General features: G+C 71.3%; 20 protein-coding genes and 1 riboswitch. Of the genes, 6 read left to right on the top strand and 14 right to left on the bottom strand.

Translation table 11 applies throughout. The features are described 5' to 3' along the window. Nucleotides 1-53: 53 nt before the first annotated feature. The 8 genes from HG542_RS19780 to ribD all read right to left on the bottom strand — a co-directional run bounded on the left by HG542_RS19780 (nucleotide 54) and on the right by ribD (nucleotide 5,950). Entirely contained in the window at nucleotides 54-434 is a 381-nt protein-coding gene (locus tag HG542_RS19780; RefSeq protein WP_171083432.1) for a PH domain-containing protein, read from the bottom strand. Between the two features lie 99 nt (nucleotides 435-533). Continuing rightward, nucleotides 534-1,382, bottom strand: a complete 849-nt coding sequence (gene hisG, locus HG542_RS19775; protein WP_171083293.1) for an ATP phosphoribosyltransferase — start codon at nucleotides 1,380-1,382, stop codon at nucleotides 534-536. 54 nt (nucleotides 1,383-1,436) lie between these two features. Continuing rightward, a complete protein-coding gene (locus HG542_RS19770) occupies nucleotides 1,437-1,706 on the bottom strand; it encodes a phosphoribosyl-ATP diphosphatase (RefSeq protein WP_171083291.1) in 270 nt (89 codons plus the stop codon). 34 nt (nucleotides 1,707-1,740) lie between these two features. After that, nucleotides 1,741-2,226: a 6,7-dimethyl-8-ribityllumazine synthase gene (gene ribH, locus HG542_RS19765; RefSeq protein ID WP_171083290.1), complete on the bottom strand. Its 486-nt coding sequence runs from the start codon at nucleotides 2,224-2,226 to the stop codon at nucleotides 1,741-1,743. A gap of 28 nt (nucleotides 2,227-2,254) precedes the next feature. Further along, entirely contained in the window at nucleotides 2,255-3,535 is a 1,281-nt protein-coding gene (locus tag HG542_RS19760) for a bifunctional 3,4-dihydroxy-2-butanone-4-phosphate synthase/GTP cyclohydrolase II (RefSeq protein WP_227724715.1), read from the bottom strand. Then, nucleotides 3,532-4,194 carry a nicotinamide mononucleotide transporter family protein gene (locus tag HG542_RS19755; RefSeq protein WP_171083288.1) on the bottom strand — a complete coding sequence of 221 codons (663 nt, stop codon included), beginning with the start codon at nucleotides 4,192-4,194 and terminating at the stop codon, nucleotides 3,532-3,534. Before HG542_RS19755 ends, HG542_RS19760 begins: the two co-directional genes overlap by 4 nt. Continuing rightward, a complete protein-coding gene (locus HG542_RS19750; RefSeq protein ID WP_171083286.1) occupies nucleotides 4,191-4,808 on the bottom strand; it encodes a riboflavin synthase in 618 nt (205 codons plus the stop codon). Before HG542_RS19750 ends, HG542_RS19755 begins: the two co-directional genes overlap by 4 nt. Nucleotides 4,809-4,810: 2 nt before the next feature. Then, nucleotides 4,811-5,950, bottom strand: coding sequence for a bifunctional diaminohydroxyphosphoribosylaminopyrimidine deaminase/5-amino-6-(5-phosphoribosylamino)uracil reductase RibD (ribD, locus tag HG542_RS19745; RefSeq protein ID WP_171083284.1), 1,140 nt, complete (start codon nucleotides 5,948-5,950; stop codon nucleotides 4,811-4,813). A 172-nt stretch (nucleotides 5,951-6,122) separates the two neighbouring features. Then, nucleotides 6,123-6,253: riboswitch (FMN riboswitch) on the bottom strand. 223 nt (nucleotides 6,254-6,476) lie between these two features. Between ribD and HG542_RS19740 the strand changes: the two genes are divergently transcribed. Beyond that, on the top strand, nucleotides 6,477-7,694 hold the full coding sequence (locus tag HG542_RS19740) for an MFS transporter (protein WP_171083283.1): 1,218 nt from the start codon (nucleotides 6,477-6,479) through the stop codon (nucleotides 7,692-7,694). Nucleotides 7,695-7,706: 12 nt separating this feature from the next. Here the strand turns inward: HG542_RS19740 and HG542_RS19735 are convergent, their stop codons facing one another. Continuing rightward, nucleotides 7,707-8,408, bottom strand: a complete 702-nt coding sequence (locus HG542_RS19735) for a hypothetical protein (RefSeq protein WP_171083281.1) — start codon at nucleotides 8,406-8,408, stop codon at nucleotides 7,707-7,709. 225 nt (nucleotides 8,409-8,633) lie between these two features. Between HG542_RS19735 and HG542_RS19730 the strand changes: the two genes are divergently transcribed. Together HG542_RS19730 and HG542_RS19725 are read left to right on the top strand one after the other, a co-directional pair. Then, entirely contained in the window at nucleotides 8,634-10,034 is a 1,401-nt protein-coding gene (locus HG542_RS19730) for a uracil-xanthine permease family protein (protein ID WP_171083279.1), read from the top strand. A 90-nt stretch (nucleotides 10,035-10,124) separates the two neighbouring features. Continuing rightward, nucleotides 10,125-10,805, top strand: coding sequence for a DUF5995 family protein (locus tag HG542_RS19725; protein ID WP_171083278.1), 681 nt, complete (start codon nucleotides 10,125-10,127; stop codon nucleotides 10,803-10,805). Nucleotides 10,806-10,840: 35 nt separating this feature from the next. Here the strand turns inward: HG542_RS19725 and HG542_RS19720 are convergent, their stop codons facing one another. Both HG542_RS19720 and HG542_RS19715 read right to left on the bottom strand, forming a co-directional pair. Further along, nucleotides 10,841-12,562 (bottom strand): flavin monoamine oxidase family protein, encoded by a 1,722-nt coding sequence (locus tag HG542_RS19720; protein ID WP_171083276.1) that lies wholly within the window; start codon nucleotides 12,560-12,562, stop codon nucleotides 10,841-10,843. Between the two features lie 64 nt (nucleotides 12,563-12,626). Then, nucleotides 12,627-13,427: a carbon-nitrogen hydrolase family protein gene (locus HG542_RS19715; protein WP_171083274.1), complete on the bottom strand. Its 801-nt coding sequence runs from the start codon at nucleotides 13,425-13,427 to the stop codon at nucleotides 12,627-12,629. A 207-nt stretch (nucleotides 13,428-13,634) separates the two neighbouring features. Here HG542_RS19715 and HG542_RS19710 point away from each other — a divergent pair, with 207 nt between their 5' ends. From HG542_RS19710 to HG542_RS19700, 3 genes are all read left to right on the top strand, one after another. Further along, nucleotides 13,635-15,152, top strand: coding sequence for a hypothetical protein (locus HG542_RS19710; protein WP_171083272.1), 1,518 nt, complete (start codon nucleotides 13,635-13,637; stop codon nucleotides 15,150-15,152). A gap of 20 nt (nucleotides 15,153-15,172) precedes the next feature. Beyond that, nucleotides 15,173-15,826 (top strand): NUDIX domain-containing protein, encoded by a 654-nt coding sequence (locus HG542_RS19705; RefSeq protein ID WP_171083270.1) that lies wholly within the window; start codon nucleotides 15,173-15,175, stop codon nucleotides 15,824-15,826. Nucleotides 15,827-15,913: 87 nt separating this feature from the next. Next, nucleotides 15,914-16,615 (top strand): metal-dependent hydrolase, encoded by a 702-nt coding sequence (locus HG542_RS19700; protein WP_171083268.1) that lies wholly within the window; start codon nucleotides 15,914-15,916, stop codon nucleotides 16,613-16,615. A gap of 15 nt (nucleotides 16,616-16,630) precedes the next feature. On the opposite strand, the gene HG542_RS19695 is transcribed toward HG542_RS19700, so the two are convergent. The 3 genes from HG542_RS19695 to HG542_RS19685 form a co-directional block, all read right to left on the bottom strand. Continuing rightward, complete coding sequence (locus HG542_RS19695; protein ID WP_126913291.1) at nucleotides 16,631-17,086, bottom strand: Lrp/AsnC family transcriptional regulator; 456 nt, start codon at nucleotides 17,084-17,086, stop codon at nucleotides 16,631-16,633. A gap of 78 nt (nucleotides 17,087-17,164) precedes the next feature. Next, complete coding sequence (locus tag HG542_RS19690) at nucleotides 17,165-18,682, bottom strand: amino acid permease (RefSeq protein WP_227724702.1); 1,518 nt, start codon at nucleotides 18,680-18,682, stop codon at nucleotides 17,165-17,167. A gap of 329 nt (nucleotides 18,683-19,011) precedes the next feature. Continuing rightward, complete coding sequence (locus tag HG542_RS19685; RefSeq protein WP_171083267.1) at nucleotides 19,012-20,454, bottom strand: GuaB1 family IMP dehydrogenase-related protein; 1,443 nt, start codon at nucleotides 20,452-20,454, stop codon at nucleotides 19,012-19,014. Nucleotides 20,455-20,708: the final 254 nt, after the last annotated feature.

Raw genomic sequence — 20,708 nt, 5'->3', positions numbered from 1 at the left:
ACGTGTGTGCCCGAGGCACCAGAGTAATCAAGAAACCCGGGCGATGGACCACGTCAGGCCGTGGAAGGGCCGGTTCCGTGTGCCTCGACGAGGGCCCGGAGCGCCTTGAAGTCGGCGATGGCCCGCTCCCTGGCCACGCCGGGCTGGATGCCCATGGCGGGCAGGCTGGTGCCGTCGGAGAGGTCGAGGTGCACCCAGGCGTCGCCGTTGCGCAGGTTCACGCGGACGATCTCCGCCCAGGCCAGCCGGCGGCTGCGGGTGAGGTTCACCACGGTCACGCCGTCCGGGGTGGCCACGACCTTGGGACGGCTGAGGAGGAAGAGGACCCCGAGGCCGAGCAGCCCGGTGGTGATGAAGGTGATCCGGTCCCCGGTGGACAGGGCCTCCAGCATCAGCGAGACCGCCGTGAGCGCGACGAGCAGCGCGACGCCCATGGTGAGCAGGACGATGCGGGTGCGGGTCGGGCGGAAGGTGACGGGCAGCTCGGGCACGGTGTTCTCCTCCGGGCTCTCGTGGTGCGTGCGGACCGGAGGTCAGAGGCGGCAGGCGTGGATGCCGGTGGTCAGGATGGCGCGGGCACCGAGCTCGTACAGCTCGTCCATGATCCGCTGGGCGTCCTTCGCCGGGACCATCGAGCGGACCGCGACCCAGCCCTCGTGGTGCAGCGGGGAGACGGTGGGCGACTCCAGGCCGGGGGTGAGGGCGACCGCGCGCTCGACGTGCTCGACGCGGATGTCGTAGTCCATCATCACGTAGCGCCGGGCGACCAGGACGCCCTGCATGCGGCGCAGGAACTGCTGCACCTTGGGGTCGTCGGCCGGGGCGCCGGTGCGCCGGATGACCACGGCCTCCGACTTGAGGATCGGCTCGCCGATGATCTCCAGCCCGGCGTTGCGCAGGGTGGTGCCGGTCTCCACGACGTCGGCGATGATCTCGGCGACGCCCAGCTGGATGGCGGTCTCGACGGCGCCGTCGAGGTGCACGACGGAGGCGTCCACGCCGTTGTCGGCGAGGTGCTTGGTGACCAGGCCGGAGAAGGAGGTGGCGATGGTCATGCCGCCGAAGTCGGCGACGTCCTTCGCGGTGCCCGGGCGGGTCGCGTAGCGGAAGGTGGAGCCGGCGAAGCCGAGCTGCATGATCTCCTCGGCCTGCGAGCCGGAGTCGAGCAGCAGGTCGCGGCCGGTGATGCCGATGTCGAGCTTGCCGGAGCCCACGTAGACGGCGATGTCGCGGGGGCGCAGGAAGAAGAACTCGACCTCGTTCTCCGCGTCGACGAGGACGAGTTCCCTGCGGTCCTTGCGCTGGCGGTAGCCGGCCTCATGGAGCATCGCCGACGCAGGCTCGGAGAGAGAACCCTTGTTGGGGACGGCGATGCGCAGCATGAGGTCGGTTTCCTTTGTGCGTGGGAGGGGTTGGGGTGGTTGCTGACCGGACGGTCAGAGGTGGGCGTAGACGTCGTCCAGGGAGATGCCCCGGGCGATCATCATCACCTGGAGGTGGTAGAGGAGCTGGGAGATCTCCTCGGCGGTGGCCTCGGCGCCCTCGTACTCGGCGGCCATCCACACCTCGGCGGCCTCTTCGACAACCTTCTTGCCGATGGCATGCACGCCCTTGCCCACCAGTTCGGCGGTGCGAGAGGTGGCCGGGTCGCCGGAGGCCTTCTGCTGGAGCTCGGCGAAGAGCTCCTCGAACGTCTTCCTGTCCATGGTGCCCCCTACCCTACGGGGTCCGCCGCGGCGCTCAGTGCCAGGGCTCGGACACCGAGCGCAGGACGGACGCCGTGGTGAGGGCGGCGGTGACCGCCTCGTGGCCCTTGTCCTCGGACGAGCCCTCCAGCCCGGCGCGGTCCAGGGCCTGCTCCTCGGTGTCACAGGTCAGCACGCCGAAGCCGATGGGGACCCCGGTGTCGACGGACACCTGGGTGAGCCCCTGGGTGACGCCCTGGCACACGTAGTCGAAGTGGGGCGTGCCCCCGCGGATGACGACGCCGAGGGCGACGATCGCGTCGTAGCCGCGGCCGGCCAGGACCTTGGCGGCGACCGGCAGTTCCCAGCTGCCGGGCAGCCGCAGCACGGTCGGCTCGTCGATGCCGTGCTCGTGCAGGGCGCGCAGGGCGCCGTCGACGAGACCGTCCATCGCCTTCTCGTGCCACTGGGCGGCGATCACGGCCACTCGCAGGTCCTGGCAGTTCTTCACACTCAGCTCGGGTGCGCCCTTGCCGCTCACGTCTCTCCTCGGTTCTGGTCGGGTCGGTTCACTGGTTGCCGCAGGCGGACACCGGGTCGGTGTCGAGCCAGGGCAGGTCGTGGCCCATCCGGTCGCGCTTGGTGCGCAGGTACCGGAGGTTGTGCTCGCCCGCCTGTACGGGCATGGGCTCGCGTCCGGTGACGGCGAGGCCGTGCCGGACGAGGGCGGCGGTCTTCTCGGGGTTGTTGGTCATCAGCCGCAGCGACCGGACGCCGAGGTCGGCGAGGATGCGCGCCCCGACGGCGTAGTCGCGGCCGTCGGCGGGGAGGCCGAGTTCCAGGTTGGCGTCGAGCGTGTCACGCCCGTCCTCCTGGAGTTCGTAGGCGCGCAGCTTGGGCAGCAGGCCGATGCCGCGCCCCTCGTGGCCGCGCAGGTAGAGCACGACCCCGCGGCCCTCGGCGGCGATCCGCTCCATGGATGCCTGCAGCTGGGGGCCGCAGTCGCAGCGCAGCGAGCCGAAGACGTCCCCGGTGAGGCACTCGGAGTGGACGCGCACCAGAAGGTCCGTGCCGTCGCCGAGGTCACCCGCGACGAGTGCGATGTGCTCGACCCCGTCCGCCGTGGAGCGGTAGCCGTGGGCGCGGAATTCGCCGAAGGCGGTGGGCAGCCGGGTGGTGGCCTCGCGGCGGACGGCGGGCTCGGTGGCGCGCCGGTGGGCGACGAGGTCCTCGATGGAGATGACGGACAGGCCGTGCCGGCGGGCGAAGGGGATCAGCTCGGGCAGCCGCAGCATGGCGCCGTCCTCGCCCGCGATCTCCACGATCGCGGCGGCCGGGCGCAGCCCGGCGAGCCGGGCCAGGTCGACCCCGGCCTCGGTGTGGCCGGGGCGGACCAGGACACCGCCGGGCTTGGCGCGCAGCGGGAAGACGTGGCCGGGGCGGACGAAGTCGCCGGGGACGGACGCCGGGTCGGCGAGCATCGCGATGGTGATGGCCCGGTCGGCGGCGGAGATGCCGGTGCTGGTGCCGTGTTCGCGGCCGGCGTCGACGGAGACGGTGAAGGCGGTGCCCATCGTCTCGGTGTTACGCGCGACCATCTGCGGCAGGTCGAGCCGGTCGATGTCCGGCTCCTCCAGCGGCACGCAGATCAGTCCGCGGCACTCGCTCATCATGAAGGCCACGATCTCGGGGGTGACCTTCTCGGCGGCGACGACGAGGTCGCCCTCGTTCTCGCGGTCCGCGTCGTCCACCACGACGACGGGCCGGCCGGCCGCGATGTCGGCGATGGCCCGCTCGACGGGGTCCAGCACGAGTTCGTCGGCAACAGTCCAGCTCTGCAACGTGGTCACGCTGCAACTCCTTCCGCAACAGCGGCCGTCGGCACGCTCGCCCGGCGCGAGCGCAGCCACCAGTCGCGCATGCCCCATACGACGAGGGCGAAGTAGACGACATAGACAAGACCGGAGAACGCCAGGCCGCTGCTGAACGCGAGCGGCACGCCGACCACGTCGACGAGCAGCCAGGCGAACCAGAACTCCACCAGCCCGCGGGCCTGGCAGACCATCGCGGTCAGGGTGCCGACGAAAATGTAGGCGTCCGGCCAGGGGTTCCAGGACAGTTGGGGCACGGCCGTGAACAGCCCGCCCACGGCGAGGGTGCCGACGGCGGTGCCCGCGAGCAGCAGGCCGCGTTCGCGCCACGTGCCGAAGCGCACGGCTATCGAGCCGTCCTGCGCGTCGCGCCGGCCGCGCACCCACTGCCGCCAGCCCCATACGGCCACGCCGATGACGAGGAGTTGCTTGCCCACGCCGCCGCTGAGGTGGGCGGAGGCGTATGCGGCGACGAGGATGACGCCGGAGAGCAACTGGATCGGCCAGGTCCACATGTTGCGGCGCCAGCCGAGCGCGAGGGCGATGAGGCCCACGGTGTTGCCGACCATGTCCGACCAGATGACGTGCTGCCCGGCGACCGTGAAGGCCTCGCCGTTCAGCCAGGTGAGGGCGCTCATGCGACAGGCTCCCCGGAGGTGCGGGACGAGTGGCCGAGCAGCCGCTCGACGTATTTGGCGAGGACGTCGACCTCCAGGTTGACCGGGTCGCCGGGCTTCTTGATCCCGAGGGTGGTCAGGTCGAGCGTGGTGGGGATGAGGCTGACGGTGAAGTGGTCGTCGGCAGCGTCGACGACGGTCAGGCTCACGCCGTCGACGGTGATGGACCCTTTCTCCACGACGTAGCGGCCGAGTCCGTCCGGCAGCGCGATCTTCACGATCTCCCAGTGCTCGCCGGGCGTCCGCTCGACGATGGTGCCGGTGCCGTCGACGTGTCCCTGGACGAGGTGCCCGCCCAGGCGTCCGCCGAGCGCCATGGGGCGTTCGAGGTTGACGCGCGAGCCGGGCGCGAGGGCGCCGAGGCTGGAGCGATTGAGGGTCTCGGCCATCACGTCCGCGGTGAACTCCCCGTCGGCGTGCTCGACGACGGTGAGGCAGACGCCGTTGACGGCGATCGAGTCGCCGTGCTTGGCGCCTTCGGTGACGATGGGGCCGCGCAGCTTGAACCGGGAGCTGTCGCCGAGCTGTTCGACGGCGACGACTTCACCCAGTTCTTCGACGATTCCGGTGAACACGCTCAACTCTCCTCGGTGGCGGGGACGGTGGCGGGGGCGGTGGGTGTGGCGGTGATGCGCAGGTCGGGGCCGAGCCGGGCGACGTCGGTCACGTCGAGGCGCAACGCCTGGGCGATGGTGCCGATTCCGGCGTCGCCGAGGGCGGTGGGGCCGGCCCCGAGGAGGGCGGGGGCGAGGTAGCCGACGACGCGGTCGACGGCACCGGCCGCCAGGAAGGACCCGGCGAGCGTGGGTCCGCCCTCCAACAGGACGGAGCAGACGCCGCGTTCGCGCAGGGCGGCGAGCAGGGCGGTGACGTCGAGGCCGGGCCCGTTCGCGGCGCGGGGCAGCCGGACGACATCGACGTTCCCGGACCCTCCGGTCCCGGCGAGGTGCCGGGTGTCGGCGTCCTCGGCGACGGCGACGAGGGTGGGGGCCGCATCGTCCAGGACCCGGGCGCCGGGTTTGACGGTGGCGCGGGTGTCGGCGACGACGCGCAGCGGCTGGGTGGCGTCCGGGCGTCCGCGTACGGCGAGATGCGGGTCGTCGGCGTGCAGGGTGCCCGAACCGACCACGACGGCGTCGGCCTCGGCGCGCAGCCGGTGCACGTCCGCACGGGACGCGGCGGAGGTGATCCAGCGGCTGGTCCCGTCGGCGGCGGCGCTGCGGCCGTCGAGGGTGGCGGCGTACTTCCAGGTCACGAAGGGTCGGTGGTGCAGCACCGAGGTGAGCCAGGCGGCGTTGCCCGCCGCGGCCTCGTCGGCCAGCAGGCCGCCCTCGGTGTCCACGCCCGCTGCGGCGAGGGTGGCGGCGCCGCCGGTGGCGACGGGGTTGGGGTCGGCGACGGCGTAGACGACGCGGGCGATCCCGGCGTCGATCAGCGCCTGGGCGCAGGGGCCGGTGCGACCGGTGTGGTTGCAGGGTTCGAGGGTGACGACGGCGGTGCCGCCGCGCACGTCGTGGCCCGCTCCGGCGGCGGCGCGCAGGGCCTCGACCTCGGCGTGCGGCCCGCCGGCCCGACGGTGCCAGCCCTCGCCGAGGGTGCGGCCGTCCGGGTCGAGGATCACGCAGCCGACGACGGGGTTGGGGCTGGTCGAACCGAGGCCGCGGGCGGCGAGCACCATGGCGCGGCGCATCGCGTCTGCTTCGGTAGCGGTGGCCACCGGGGTCCTCCTGCCTCTTCGGGGCACGGACTCCGGGGCCGTCGTCGGGGGACGACGAGAAGCGGGTGCACTGCACCGGGAAACCACATCCGGGACGGACTGCGGGGGTTGCCGACGCCCACGAGGGACGGACCGCCCGCGCCGGCCGCGACGATGTGCCGATGCGTACCCGCCGCGCACTGCCTCCCATCCGGACTTTAACCGTCGGTCCAGGAATTTCACCTGGTCAACCGGCCGCTGGCTGCGGACGGGTCGCGGACTGTAACCGCCGGTTCGGACTTTCACCGACCCCGGAGTGCGCTGCGTAAACGATTGTCGTTTGCTGTTGCATAGTGCCTGACCTGCGGTTTCCCAGAAATCAGCAGATCCGGCGCCTCCGAGCGTACGCCGCGCGACGCCACGGTGTCCACGGGGTCTTGACATGGAGGGAGTGGTTCTGGGTGAGACACCGGTCACGTGGGGCGGTGCACTCCCCCGCCCGCGGCCCTCTGGCCGGACCCGGGGTGCTGCTGCTGCACTGGGCCGGATGAGACGGTACGACTGCCCGTTATCACCGGCGCGGCGGGCCCTCGCCGCGGTCTTCGCCCTGCACGGCGCCCTGTCCGGAAGCCTCGCCACCCGGCTCCCGTGGATCCAGGACCACCTCGGACTCGGGCCGGGGCGGCTCGGTCTCGCCCTTGTCTTCCCCGCGCTCGGCGCCTCGTGCGCCATGCCCCTGGCGGCGCGGCTCGGCCACCGGTTCGGCAGCCGGGCGGCGCTGCGCGGGCTGCTCGTCCTGCTGTGCGCCGCCTTCGCGCTGCCCGCGCTCTCCCCCGGCCCGGTGGTCCTGTGCGCCGCGCTGGCCGGGTACGGGGCGGCGGCCGGAATGGTGGACGTCGTCATGAATGCGCTCGGGGTGGAGGTCGAGGACCGGCTGGGCCGCTCGATCATGTCGGGGCTGCACGGGATGTGGAGCACGGGGACGCTCGCGGGTTCGGCGCTGGGCACGCTGGCCGCGCACCACGGGACCGACGCCCGCGTCCATCTCGGCCTGACCGCCGCGGGTCTCGCCCTGCTGGGGCCCGCCGTCTGCCGGTGGGTCCCGGATGTGCGCGGGGGGACGGACGCGGCACAGGATCCGCCGCCGCGTTTCGCCCTGCCGCCGCGTTCCGCGCTGGCCATCGGGGCGGTGGGCTTCTGCGCGGTGTTCGCCGAGGGGGCGGGCCTGGACTGGTCGGCGGTGTACCTCCGCCGGGAGCTGGGCGCCGATCCGGGTCTCGCGGCGGCCTGTACGACGGCGTTCACCTGCACGATGGCGGCGGCCCGGCTCGCGGGCGACACGGTGGTGCGGCGGTTCGGCCCGGTGGCGGCGGTCCGGGCGGGCGGTGCGGTGGCGGCCGCCGGCGGCGCGCTGGTGGTCACGGCGCGCGGCCCGGTGCCGGCGATGGCCGGATTCGCGTTGATCGGCCTGGGAGTTGCGGTGGTCGTCCCGCTGGTCTTCGCGGCGGCGGGGCGCAGCGGTCCGCAGCCCGCCCGCGCCATCGCGGGGGTCGCGACGATCGTCTACACCTCGGGCCTGGTGGCACCGGCCGCCGTCGGGCAGCTCGCCGCGGCGACGTCCCTGTCGGTGTCCTTCGGCCTGGTGACCCTGCTGGCGGCGGGCCTGCTGCTCGCGGCGGGCGCGCTGCGTCCGGCCGGGGACGCGCCGCGGGCCGTGGAGCGGGCCCGAAGGACCCGGTCCACGGCCCGTGGTGGGGGACCGTGAGGCGTGCGAACGTCAGATCAGGATGCCGATCCGGTTGTGTCCCCGGTGGCGGCCGCCCTCGCGGTCGCAGTCGCGGTCACGGCCACGCTCGCCGCGCTCGCCGCGGTCGCAGTCACGGCCGCGGTCGCCACGGTCCCAGCCGCGCTCGCCACGGTCGCAGTCACGACCGCCACGCTCCCAGCCACCGCGCTCCCAACCGCGGTCCCAGCCACGGTCGCAGTCACGGCCACGCTCGTGACCGCCGCCACCCCAGCCCCAGCCGCCGCCCCAACCCCAGCCGTTGCCCCAGAAGTTGTGGTGGTGGTGCCGGAGCAGGCCTACGATCCAGCCGTGGTCGCCCCAGCCGCCGCCCCAACCGCCGCGGTCCCAGCCGCGGTCGCAGTCACGGCCGCGGTCCCAGCCACCGCGCTCCCAGCCACCGCGCTCCCAGCCGCGGTCGCAGTCACGGCCGCGCTCCCAACCGCGGTCCCAGCCACGGTCGCAGTCACGGTCGCGGCCATGCTCACGGCCGTGGTCACGGCCCCTGTCGCGGTCGCCTTCGCGACCTCTGTCACGGTCGCCTTCGCGACCCCTGTCACGATCGCCGTCGTGGTCGTGGTCCCACGCGTGGTGGTGGGGCGCCGCCGGCGCGGCCTGGGCCACCCCGGCGACCGGAACGACAACGCCCGCGGCGAGGATCGCGGCAGCCGCGGTGCGGCCGACGAACTTACGCATGTATCTCTCCTGGATTGCAGGAAATCGGACAACCCACCCATACCTCGCATCCGTCGGCCCCCAGCCGTCGGTCATGGGCATACAGCCCTAAGGGGTGAGAATTGCGCCGATCGCAGCAACGCCGGGCCGCACGGCGGCCCGAGGGGAACCGGGCCGGGGAATCCGCCCTCCGCCGCCCGCCTAACATGACCGGGACCCCCGCACGGAAACCCCCAGGAGCACACCATGGGCCTCGGCCTCCGCTGGACCCTGCACGGCGACGGCCGCACCCCCGCCCCCGGCGCCGTCGTCAGACCGGACGAGCGTCTTTCCTGGCCCAGGACCGCGGGACTGGGCGCCCAGCACGTCGTGGCCATGTTCGGCGCATCGTTCGTGGCTCCGGTGCTCATGGGCCTGGACCCGAACCTGGCGATCATGATGTCCGGCGTCGCGACCATGCTCTTCCTGCTGGCGACGCGCGGCCGGGTGCCCAGCTACCTCGGCTGCAGCCTCTCCTTCGTCGGCGTCGCCGCGATCATCCGGGCACAGGGCGGCGGCAGCGCCGCGGTCACCGGAGCCATCCTCGTCGTCGGCGCCGTGCTCTTCCTCGCGGGCCTGGCGGTGCGGAAGTTCGGGGCGCGGGTCATCCACGCGACGATGCCGCCGGTGGTCACCGGCGCCGTCGTCATGCTGATCGGCTTCAACCTGGCGCCGGTGACGGCCACCACCTACTGGCCGCAGGACCAGTGGACGGCGCTGCTGACCATGCTCTTCACCGGGCTCGCGGTGGTATGTCTGCGCGGCTTCTGGTCCCGCGTGGCGATCTTCCTCGGACTGCTCTTCGGCTATGCGGTCTCCTGGCTCTCCGACCGGGTCTTCGGCAAGATCCACTCGGTGCACGGCGGCACGGAGGCCGTCGACCACTGGCGGCTGGACCTCTCGGGCGTCGCCAAGGCCGACTGGATCGGACTGCCGTCGCTGCACGGGCCGAGCTTCGGCTGGTCGGCGGCGCTCGTGGCGCTGCCGGTGGTCATCGCGCTGATCGCGGAGAACGCCGGCCATGTCAAGGCGGTCGGCGAGATGACCGGCGACCCGCTGGACGACGAGCTGGGCACGGCGATCTCGGCGGACGGCGTGGCCACCGTGCTCTCCACGGCGGTCGGCGGTCCGGCCAACACCACCTACTCCGAGAACATCGGCGTCATGGCCGCGACCCGCGTCTACTCCACCGCCGCCTACTGGGCCGCGGCGTGCTTCGCCCTTCTCTTCGGCGTCTGCCCCAAGTTCGGCGCGGTCGTGGCGGCGATCCCGGGCGGGGTGCTCGGCGGCATCACGGTCATCCTCTACGGCATGATCGGCCTGCTCGGCGCGCAGATCTGGGTCCACAACAAGGTCGACCTGCGCAACCCCCTGAACCTGGTGCCGCTCGCGGCGGGCATCATCATCGGCATCGGCGGCGTCAGCCTCAAGATCACCAAGAACTTCGAGCTGAGCGGCATCGCGCTGGGGACGATCGTGGTCATCAGCGGCTACCACGCGCTGCGTGCCCTGGCTCCCGCCCACCTCAAGCAGCAGGAACCGCTGCTGGACGAGGGCACGAGCGCGTACGACGCCGAGGCGGACGCCGCCGGGACAGAGGAGTCGTAGAGCGCCGGAGGCCCGCCGTTCGTTCACCCGTTCGGCTTAACTGTCCGGCAGGTTCGCCTACTCTCCGCATTCGTCTGTCACTCTACGTATATGACGATGACGCGGGGGACGGTCACCGGACTCGACGGTGTCCTGGACGACATGCGGGAACTGGCGGCCGCGCTGCCGCCGACGGACGGCGTGGCCGTCTTCAACGGGGTGTACCTGACGGTCACCGAGGAGGTCGTGCACCGGCTGGATTCCGGCGCCTTCCCGGACCGGGCGGCGGCCGCCGAGCTCGACGTGCTCTTCGCGGACCGCTACCTCGACGCGGTGCACCCCGAGGCGGGCCGGCGCCCGCCCGCCTGCTGGCGCCCGCTGATCCAGATGCGCGGCCACCCCGCGGTACGGCCCCTGCAGTTCGCCCTGGCGGGCATCAACGCCCACATCGGGCACGACCTCGCCCTGGCCCTGGTCGACACCTGCCGCGCGCTGGACGCCGAACCCTGCGCGCTCGAAGGCGACTTCCAGCGCGTCGGCCGGCTGCTGATCACGCTGGAGGAGCGGATCCGGGAGGACCTGTCGCCGGGCCCGGACCTGCTGGACGTCGCCGATCCGCTGATGCACCTGCTGGGGTCGTGGACCCTGGAGGCGGCCCGCGGCGCCGCCTGGTCCGCCTTCCGGGCCCTGTGGGCCCTGCGCGAACTCCCCGATCTGGCCGAGGAGTTCACGGAACGTATCGACGCGAGCGTGGGGATGGTGAGCCGGTGTCTGCTCACTCCGCTGGGCTGAAGCGCCCCGCGCCGACCCCCACGCCGCTCCCCGCGTCAGTCCTCCGGCAGCTCGACCGGGGCGATCTCGTCGTAGACGTCGCCGGGGCCGGGGTTCGTCGCATCCGTCCCGCCGCCGAACTGGTGCATCACGCCCCACACGGCGTTGAGCGCGGTCTGCACGGCACCCTCGGCCCAGCCGGCCGTCCAGGAGATGTCGTCGCCCGCGAGGAAGATGCCCCGCTTGTCCTCGGGCAGCCGGTCCTGCATGAAGTGGGTGAACAGCCGCCGCTGGTAGCGGTAGTGGCCGGGCAGGTTCGCCTTGAACGCGCCCATGAAGTACGGCTCGTTCTCCCAGGAGACCGTCACCGGATTGCCGATGATGTGCTTCCGGATGTCGACCTTGGGGTAGATCTCGCCGAGCGACTTGAGCATGACCTCCATGCGCTCACCCGCGGACAGCGGAAGCCACTTGAGGCTGTCGTCGCACCAGGTGTAGGAGAGGCAGATGACGGCGGGCTTGTCCGGCCCGTCGTCCAGGAGGTAAGTGCCGCGGGTCATCCGGTCGGTGAGCGTCATCGACATGACGTCCCGGCCCGTCGGATTCCCCCTGTCGTCGACGGCCTTGTCCAGCCAGAACGGCCGGTCGACCGGCACGAACAGCTTGGACGACTCCATGTAGTGCGTCCGCTCCATCGCCGTCCAGTGGTCGATGGGGAACAGCTCGTCGTCGCACTGGATCTTGGACAGCAGCATCCAGGACTGCGCCGTGAAGATCGCCGCCCGGTAGGAGCGGATGTCGCCGTCCGCGTCGGTCACCGTGATGCGGTTGCCCGACGTGCGGTGCAGCCGGGTCACGGCCGGGCGGTGCGCGCCGCCGTGCAGCGAGGACAGCGAAGTGCCCAGCGGCCAGTGGACGATCTTCTCGGGCTCGCGCTCCCACAGCCGCAGCGGAAGCTGCTGGCTGCCGCCGACGATGCCGCGGTGGTGGTCGTCCGCCTCGGTGTAGACGACGCGCAGGATCTCCAGGATGGAGTTGGGGAAGTCGGTGTCCCAGCCGCCGGTGCCGAAGCCGACCTGGCCGAAGATCTCGCGGTGCCGGAAGGACTTGAAGGCCGCGGAGTCGCAGAGGAAGCCGTAGAAGGTCTGGTTGTCGAGCTTCTCCACCAGCTTCGCCCATATCTCGCGGATGCGCGGCACGTCGCGCTCGCGCATGGCGCGGTTCATGTCGGAGAAGTCCGCGCCCTCCTCCAGGCAGGCGTTCCACGCGTCGGCCACGTCGCGGTAGACCTGCGGCAGGTCGTCGATCGACTCCGCATAGTGCGACTCGCCCTTGAGGTCCACGACGGTGGAAGGGGTCGCGGGGGCAAGGGGGTTGGGGAACGGCTTGGTCTCCAGGCCCACCAGGTCGATGTAGTGCTGGAAGGCGGTGGAGGAGGGCGGGAAGCGCATCGCGCCCATCTCGGCGGTCAGGTCGCCGTCGCAGCCCTCGAAGCCGACGGTGCGCAGCCGTCCGCCGATCTGGTCCGCCTCGTAGACGACGGGCTTGAGCCCCATCTTCATCAGCTCGTACGCGGCCACGATCCCGGACAGCCCGCCGCCGATCACGGCGACCTCGGTGCCGTGCTCGGTCGCCGGTATCTGGCCGAGGCCCGCCGGGTGGGCGAGGAAGTCGTCGTAGGCGAAGGGGAAGTCCGGGCCGAACATGGTGATCGGCGGCTCGACGGGCCGGCCGGACTCGTGCTCGTCGTGGGCGGCGGTGGGCACCGTGGACGTCATCGGCTGGACTCTCCTACTGACAGGGGGTGTTGGGGAGGGGGTGGCAGGCGAGGTACCGCGGTGGTCAGCGCAGCGCGCCGTACAACTCGGGGCGCCGGTCGCTCAGATAGGTGTTCAGGGCACGCGAGGACGCGAGCAGGGCCGGGTCCGCCTCGGCGAGGACGAGATCCTCACCGGCCCCGGCCCGGGCCCGTACGGTCCCGTCGGGTGCGGCCAGGCAGGACAGCCCGGCGAAGGGGAACTCGCCTTCGACACCGCAGCGGTTGACGTAGGCGATGTAGAGCTGACTCTCCCAGGCGCGGGCCGGCACGATCGTCTGCGGGACGATCTCGAACGGGCGCACCAGTGCCGTCGGGACGAGCAGCAGCTGGGTCCCGGCGAGCGCGTGGGCGCGCACGGCCTCGGGGAACTCGACGTCGTAGCAGATCAGCAGGCCGAGGCGGACGCCGTCGAGGTCGGCCTGGACGACGAGCTCCCGGCCGGGGGTGAAGTGGGCGTTCTCGTAGTCGCCGAAGACGTGCGCCTTGCGGTAGTTGGCGAGCCGGGAGCCGTCCGGGCCGAAGAGCTGGAAGGAGTTGAAGACCGTGTCGCCGTCCCGCTCCGGGTAGCCGTAGCCGATGGCCAGATCGTGCTCGGCCGCGATCCGGGAGACGGCCTCGGCGCCGGGCCCGTCGGCGGGTTCCGCGAGTTCGCCGAACCGGGAGCCGACGGCGTATCCGCTCAGGTACAGCTCGTTGGTCAACAGCAGCCGCGCACCCCCGTCGGCCGCCCGCCGGGCGGCGGCGGCAAGGGCGGCAAGGCTGTCGGCGGTGGAGGACGGAACGCCGCCGGGGCCCTGGTACAGCGCGATGCGCAGCGGCTTCATACGGCGTCCTCTTCAGCTGATCGAGCGGGGAGACCCGGGAGACAAGGATTCGTTAAACGCCTTGACGGTACGGGCCGGTAACAGGGCGGGACAAGGCATCGATGTTGCGTGTCTTCGGCATATTCATTGCGCGTTTCGGCGGCATCGCGGCGATTCGTTGCACGCACCGCTACCGTTGGCGCGTCGGTCGGAGGACTGGGGGTTGACATGACGCAGGGCACGGCCGGGACGACGATCAAGGTGCGACCACCCGAATTACGGAAAGGCGCGGTGATCGCGCAATCCCTCGACAACCAGTGGGTCACTGCTCGCCTGACCAGAGAAATGGTCAAAAAGGGCCGGTCTTTGAGGGACGTCGAGAACATACGCGGGAAGGAGGTCCGGGCGGAGTACTTCCGCAGCCTCATCAACACCCGGCAGGTCGTGGTCAACCGGGTGTTCTTCTACAACAACCGGGCCATGAGCCGGGACCTCCTGGAGGGCGGCGCCGCCCGCCTCGCCCACCAGAAGCTGCTGGCCGAGGGGGCTCTGGTCCCCTATCTCCTCCACGAGCGGGAGCCGGCCGACCGGCCGCGCGGCGTGGATGTCGACGAGGAGGGGTTCGCCGCCTGGCAGGAGACGCTGGAACAGATGCCGGCGGGTGCGCGCACCACGTGTGTGCGGCTCTCCTGGGACGACCGGGAGAACGCCGACACCACCAGAAACGCCCTCTTCAACCCGTTCGCCGCCCGCGTCCAGGGACTGACCGCCAAGGACATCCCCCTGCTGGCCTCCCAGGTCGGGGTCCCGGAGCGGCGGGTGCAGCAGTTCGCGGAGAAGATCGGCGAGGTCGTCCAGCTGAGCAACGAGCGCCGCACGCACGACCAGCACGTCACCCGCAACGTGCTCTACGAGCAGTTCGTCTCCGCACCGGGCCTGCCGGTGTCCGACGGGAAGTACGACGGGGCGAAGCCGTTCGCCGGGGAGATCAAGCAACTGCTGGATCTCATCTACAACGTCAATCTCGCCGACGCCCTGGGCATGTATCCGCTGACCCCGTCCGGCAGCCTCCGGCGGGTCGCCCTCCAGGAGTGGCGGGATCTGCGCACCGCACCGAGCGGGACGATCACGGACCCGGAGCAACTGCTGCTGTTCCTGCAGCGCCAGGCGTTCTCCACGGTGCAGGACCGGCTCGCCCTCACCCCGTCCACGGTGGACGCGCTGGCCCTCGAGGACATCGTGTCCCTGCGGCAGAGCACACCGTGGCACCGCTACATGGAGGCGTTCGACGCCCTCATCGCCGACCCGGTCGCCTTCCACGAGCGCGCGGGGCTGGTCTTCGACCGCTATGTGCGGCTGAACTCCGAGATCGTGCGCCTCGCCGGGGCCCGATACGCCCAGCGGGCCCGGGCCAACAAATGGTGGCCGGTCCTGGAGATCGTCATCACCATCGGCGGCAGCGTCTTCTCCGCGATCACGGGGAACGAGACCTGGTCCGTCACCGGTGAAATAGGCGCCGCCACGGCCAAGTACGGCGGATCCGTGCAACTGGTGCTGCGCAACCGGCGGGAGGGGCGCCGCGAGCAGAAGTTCGCCCGCGAGATGGCCTCCGTCCGGTTCGACAGCACGCGTGAATGGGAACAGTTCCACAGCATGGTCCGCCGACTGCCCGGGTACCAGGAGCAGGCCCGCCGGGCGGCCGCCACCAGCTCGGCCACCGTCCAGGACGAGAACCTGGACTACTGAAGCCCGTGCGAGGAGACGCCGTGACCCCCTATGACCGCCTGCGCGCCGCGCGCCCGGAGCTGTTCGGGAACTCGCCGGGCGGGATCGAGATTCTCCTCGATCCCGCCCGTATCGAGGAGGCGCGGCGCAGCGTCGGAGCGGGCACGGACGAACCGGTCGGTGTGGTCTACGCCGACCGGTTCGTGACCGTCGTGCGCGACGCGGTCCGCTTTCCCGGCGGTGCGCTGGGGCTGTACGTCCGGCTGGTGCCCACGGCGGAGAGCCCCGGTGCCGTGGTGCTGCCGCTGGTCGGTGCCGACGGCATCGTGCTCGTCGAGCACTACCGGCATGCCACCCGCCGCTGGCACTGGGAGGCGCCGCGGGGCATGGGGGCGGCGGGGGCCACCGGCGCGGCGAACGCGGTGCGCGAGCTGGAGGAGGAACTGGGCGCGCAAGCCGAGGAGTTGGTGCCGCTGGGTGCGCTGCATCCCGACAGCGGGCTGCTCGGCGAGCACGTCGAGCTCTTCGCGGCCCGCATCCGCGGCACGGGCGCCCTGGACACGGCCGAGGGCATCCGGCGGGCGAGCACCGTGTCCCGGCGCACGGCGGAGGAGATGATCGCGTCCGGTGCCATCACCTGTGCGTTCACGATCGCGGCGTTCACCCGGGCCCGGCTGAAGGGGCTGCTCGCCTGAGGGAACCGTGGATCTTGCTGGTAGCGTCTCCCGGGTTTTGATGATGCGTCACCCTCGTGACGCCGGAACGGGGAGAACGACCACGTCATGATGGGCCACTCGCACGCCGTGAGCGGTGCGCTGCTGTTCGCGGGCACGGCACCGTACCTGCCGCCGCTGGTCATGCATGCGCATCTGGCGCCGCAGGAAATACTGATGGGAACGGTCCTGTGCGCCGGTGCCGCGCTGCTGCCGGACCTGGACCATCACGACGGAACCATAGCCAACTTCCTCGGCCCGGTGTCCAAGACGCTGTGCCGCTTCGTGGCCTGGGCCTCCGGCGGCCACCGGCACGCCACGCACTCGCTGTTCTTCGTCGCGCTGATGACGCTCGGCAGCTGGGCCGGAGTGACGTTCCTGGGGCGGCCGTTCACGCTGGGCATGACGTTCTTCCTGCTGGCCCTGGCCGTCCGGGCGCTCAACATCTGCCCGCCCGGCCACGGTTTCCACGCGTGGGGCACCATCGTGGCGATGGCCGGCATCGGCACCGCGGTGATAGCCAAGTTCATCCCCTCGGCGCCGGGCTGGCTGCCGTACGCCGTCGGGCTGGGCTGCGTGGCCCATCTGCTGGGCGACTCGATCACCAAGCGGGGCGCGCCCTGGCTGTGGCCGATCAGGACCCGCTACGAAATAGTGGTGATCAAGTCCAGCGGCAACCGGCTGGAGACGGAGATCCTCACGCCGATCATGGGTGTGGCGACCGTGGCCCTGCTGTGGTTCACGGCGCTCTCGCCGAACGCCACGAGCTGACCCGTCGGGCACGCCCTAGGACGGCGCCCCGGAGCTGAAGCGCCGCAACAGCGGGGAGAGGACGAGCACCGACTTCGTCCGTTCGACGAACGGCTCGCCCGCGATGCGTTCCAGGACCCGTTCGAAGTGCCGCATGTCCGAGGCGAAGATCTGGACGATCGCATCGGCCTCGCCCGTGACCGTGGAGGCCGAGGCGACCTCCGGGTAGCGGGACAGCCCCCGGTGGATCGCCTCGGGCGAGGTGTTCCGGCGGCAGTAGAGCTCGATGAACCCCTCGGTCTCCCAGCCGAGTGCCGCGGGGTCCACGCGGACCGTGAACCCCGTGATGGCGCCCTCGGCGCGGAGCCGGTCGACGCGCCGTTTGACGGCCGGCGCGCTCAGCCCGATCTCCGCGCCGATGTCGGCGTAGGAGCGCCTGGCGTCTTCGGCCAGGGCATGCACGATGCGTTCGTCGAGCTCGTTCAGTCGCACTGCGGGTGGATCACTTCTCTAAGAGGTCTGCTGTAGTGAGAAGTAGATCACGGACGGCGCAATCGCGACATCGCAGGCCTACTCCGCAGCAGCGGGCTCCACGGCGGGCGTCTCCGTCTCCCCCGCGGACTCGCGCTCGAGCCGGGAGGCCTTGCGCCCGTAGAAGAAGTAGATCAGCAGGCCGACGACCATCCAGGCGCCGAAGACCTCCCATGTGACGACGTCCAGGCTGCCCATCATGTAGATGCAGAGCAGGAAGCCGATGGCCGGGAAGAACGGGCTGAGCGGCACCCGGAAGCTGCGCTTCATCTCGGGGCGGGTGCGCCGCAGCACGATCACGGCGACGTTGACCAGGGCGAAGGCGAAGAGCGTGCCGATGCTGGTGGCGTCGGCGAGCTGGCCCAGCGGGACGGCCGCCGCGAGGACGCCGCAGAACAGCGAGACGATGATCGTGTTCGTCCGCGGGACACCGCTCTTGGCGTGCACCTTGGAGAAGGCCTTGGGGACCAGGCCGTCACGGGACATGGCGAAGAGGATGCGGGTCTGGCCGTAGAGCACGGTCAGCACGACGCTCGCGATGGCGATGACGGCACCGGCCGCGAGCAGCACGGCCCAGAAGCTCTGACCCGTGACGTCCTTCATGATCCCGGCGAGCGCGGCCTCCGTGCCCGCGAACTGCTTCCACGGCAGGGCACCGACGGCGACAGCCGCGACCAGGCAGTACAGCGCGGTGACGATGATCAGCGAGAGCATGATCGCGCGCGGCAGGTCGCGCTGGGCGTCCTTGGCCTCCTCGCCCGCGGTGGAGGCGGCGTCGAAGCCGATGTAGGAGAAGAACAGCGAGGCACCGGCCGAGCTCACGCCCGCCACGCCCAGCGGCATGAACGGGGCGTAGTTGCCGGCCTTGACGCCCTGGAAGGCGACGCCGCAGAAGAGCAGCAGCGCGGCGATCTTCACCACGACCATGATCGTGTTCGCCCGGGCGCTCTCCTTCGCCCCGCCCAGCAGGAACACCATGCACAGCAGCACGACGATCAGCGCCGGCAGGTTGAAGATGCCGCCGTCGCCCGGCGGGTTGGCCAGCGACGCCGGGATGGTGACCCCGATCGTGCCGTCGAGCAGCTCGTTCAGGTACTGCCCCCAGCCCACGGCGACGGCCGCGACCGAGACGCCGTACTCCAGGATCAGGCACCAGCCGCAGACCCAGGCGACGAGCTCGCCCAGGGTGGCGTAGGCGTACGAGTACGAGGACCCGGACACCGGGATCGTGCCGGCGAGCTCGGCGTAGGACAGGGCCGAGAACAGCGCGGTGATGCCGGCGATGACGAACGAGACGATGACCGCGGGACCGGCCTTGGGGACGGCCTCGCCGAGCACGACGAAGATGCCGGTGCCCAGCGTGGCACCGATGCTGATCATCGTCAGCTGCCACATGCCGAGCGACCGGCGCAGGGTGCCGCCCTCGCCCTGGCCGCCCTCGGCGACCAGCCGTTCGACCGGCTTGCGTCGCATCAGACGGGCACCGAATCCGACGGGCGCCTGCGGGGTGCGCGCGTCGTGACCGGTGGCGGGGGGCGCTGTGCCGTGGTCCAACACTGGGTGGCTCCTTATCGCTGCCGGTGGAGGGCGCGGGCGAACGGCGGTCACCCACGGGCGCGCCGACAGGGCAGAGCTGTCCCGTAGCAGGGGGTACCGCCGAGCAAGCGGTACCCGCCACTCCACGTTCTGCGCAGACCTTACGAGGTGATGACCTGCGCTCGTAATGCACCATTATTGCGTATGGCCGTTCGATCATTGCGTGGGGTGCTCCGAAACGAAAGATCATTGCACCCTGCATCAGCAATCGGTACAGGCTGAGCAAAAAAGCGAAGCAAAAAGGGGCGCGACCCGGAAACCGGGTCGCGCCCCTTTCGGGCACTGCGGGACTACTGCCAGCTGGCGTGCAGCGGCTTGCCCTCCGCATAACCAGCGGCGCTCTGGACGCCGACGACGGCACGCTCGGCGAACTCCTCCAGGGAGCCTGCGCCGGCGTAGGTGCAGGAGGAACGGACACCCGCGATGATCGAGTCGATCAGGTCCTCGACACCCGGGCGGGCCGGGTCGAGGAACATGCGGGAGGTGGAGATGCCCTCCTCGAAAAGGCCCTTGCGGGCGCGGTCGTAGGCCGACTCCTCGGAGGTGCGGTTGCGCACGGCGCGGGCCGAGGCCATGCCGAAGCTCTCCTTGTAGAGCCGCCCGTCGGCGGTCTGCTGGAGGTCGCCCGGGGACTCGTAGGTACCCGCGAACCAGGAGCCGATCATGACGTTGGAGGCACCGGCGGCGAGCGCCATGGCGACATCGCGCGGGTGACGGACGCCACCGTCGGCCCAGACGTGCTTGCCGTACTTCTTCGCCTCGGCGGCGCACTCCAGCACCGCGGAGAACTGCGGGCGGCCCACGCCGGTCATCATGCGGGTGGTGCACATGGCGCCCGGGCCCACACCGACCTTGATGATGTCCGCGCCGGCCTCGATGAGGTCGCGCACGCCCTCGGCGGCGACGATGTTGCCCGCGACGATCGGGACCTGCGGGTCCAGCCCGCGGACGGCCTTGACCGCCGCGATCATGCCCTCCTGGTGGCCGTGCGCGGTGTCCACGACGATGGTGTCCGCACCGGCGGCGAGCAGGGCCTTGGCCTTGCCGGCCACGTCGCCGTTGATGCCGACGGCGGCGGCGATGCGCAGCTTGCCGTCCGCGTCGACGGCCGGGGTGTAGAGGGTCGCGCGCAGGGCGCCCTTGCGGGTCAGGATGCCGGCCAGCCTGCCGTCCTTGTCGACGGCGGGGGCGAGCTTGCGGTGGGCGGCGTCGAGCTGGTTGAACGCCTCGCGCGGGTCGATGTCGGCGTCGAGGAGCAGCAGCTCCTTGGACATCACCTCGGACAGCTGGGTGAAGCGGTCCACGCCGGTCAGGTCGTGCTCGGTGACGACGCCGACCGGGCGCTGGTCCTCGTCGACGACGACGCCGGCGCCGTGGGCCCGCTTGGGCAGCAGGGAGAGCGCGTCGGCGACGGTCTGGGAGGGGCTCAGCACGATGGGGGTGTCGAGCACATGGTGCCGGCTCTTGACCCAGGAGATGACGTCGGTGACGACCTCGATCGGGATGTCCTGGGGGATGACCACGAGGCCACCGCGGCGGGCGACCGTCTCGGCCATGCGGCGGCCGGCGATCGCGGTCATGTTGGCGACCACGAGCGGGATGGTGGTGCCCGTTCCGTCCGGAGTGGAGAGGTCCACTGCCTGGCGGGAACCGACCGCGGAGCGGCTCGGCACCATGAACACGTCGTCGTACGTGAGGTCGTACGGCGGCTTCTGGTCGTTGAGGAAACGCATACTGGCTCTCTCACCTGCGGTTTTGAGTACAAAGCGGGTGGGGAGTCAGCACCGAACCCGCACCGGATCGGGCTGAGGTTCCTGGACCCATCATCCATGATGTCGCCGCTGACTGGCCAATGGGAGTCGCATTCTGTGACTTCCCCCAGGCCCCGCATGTCCGGTCTGTACCTTCGGCCAAGGCCCCGGAGACGCTCTGGTCCAGGGCCATTGGACGATGCCGGCCCTACAGTCCGGCGGCCTGCTTCAGGGCC

Origin of the sequence: Streptomyces morookaense (assembly GCF_013030945.1) — a bacterium.
GTDB lineage: Bacteria > Actinomycetota > Actinomycetes > Streptomycetales > Streptomycetaceae > Streptomyces > Streptomyces morookaensis.
Note: the sequence above shows the minus strand (reverse complement) of the source record. Positions and strands in the feature narration are given on the sequence as shown.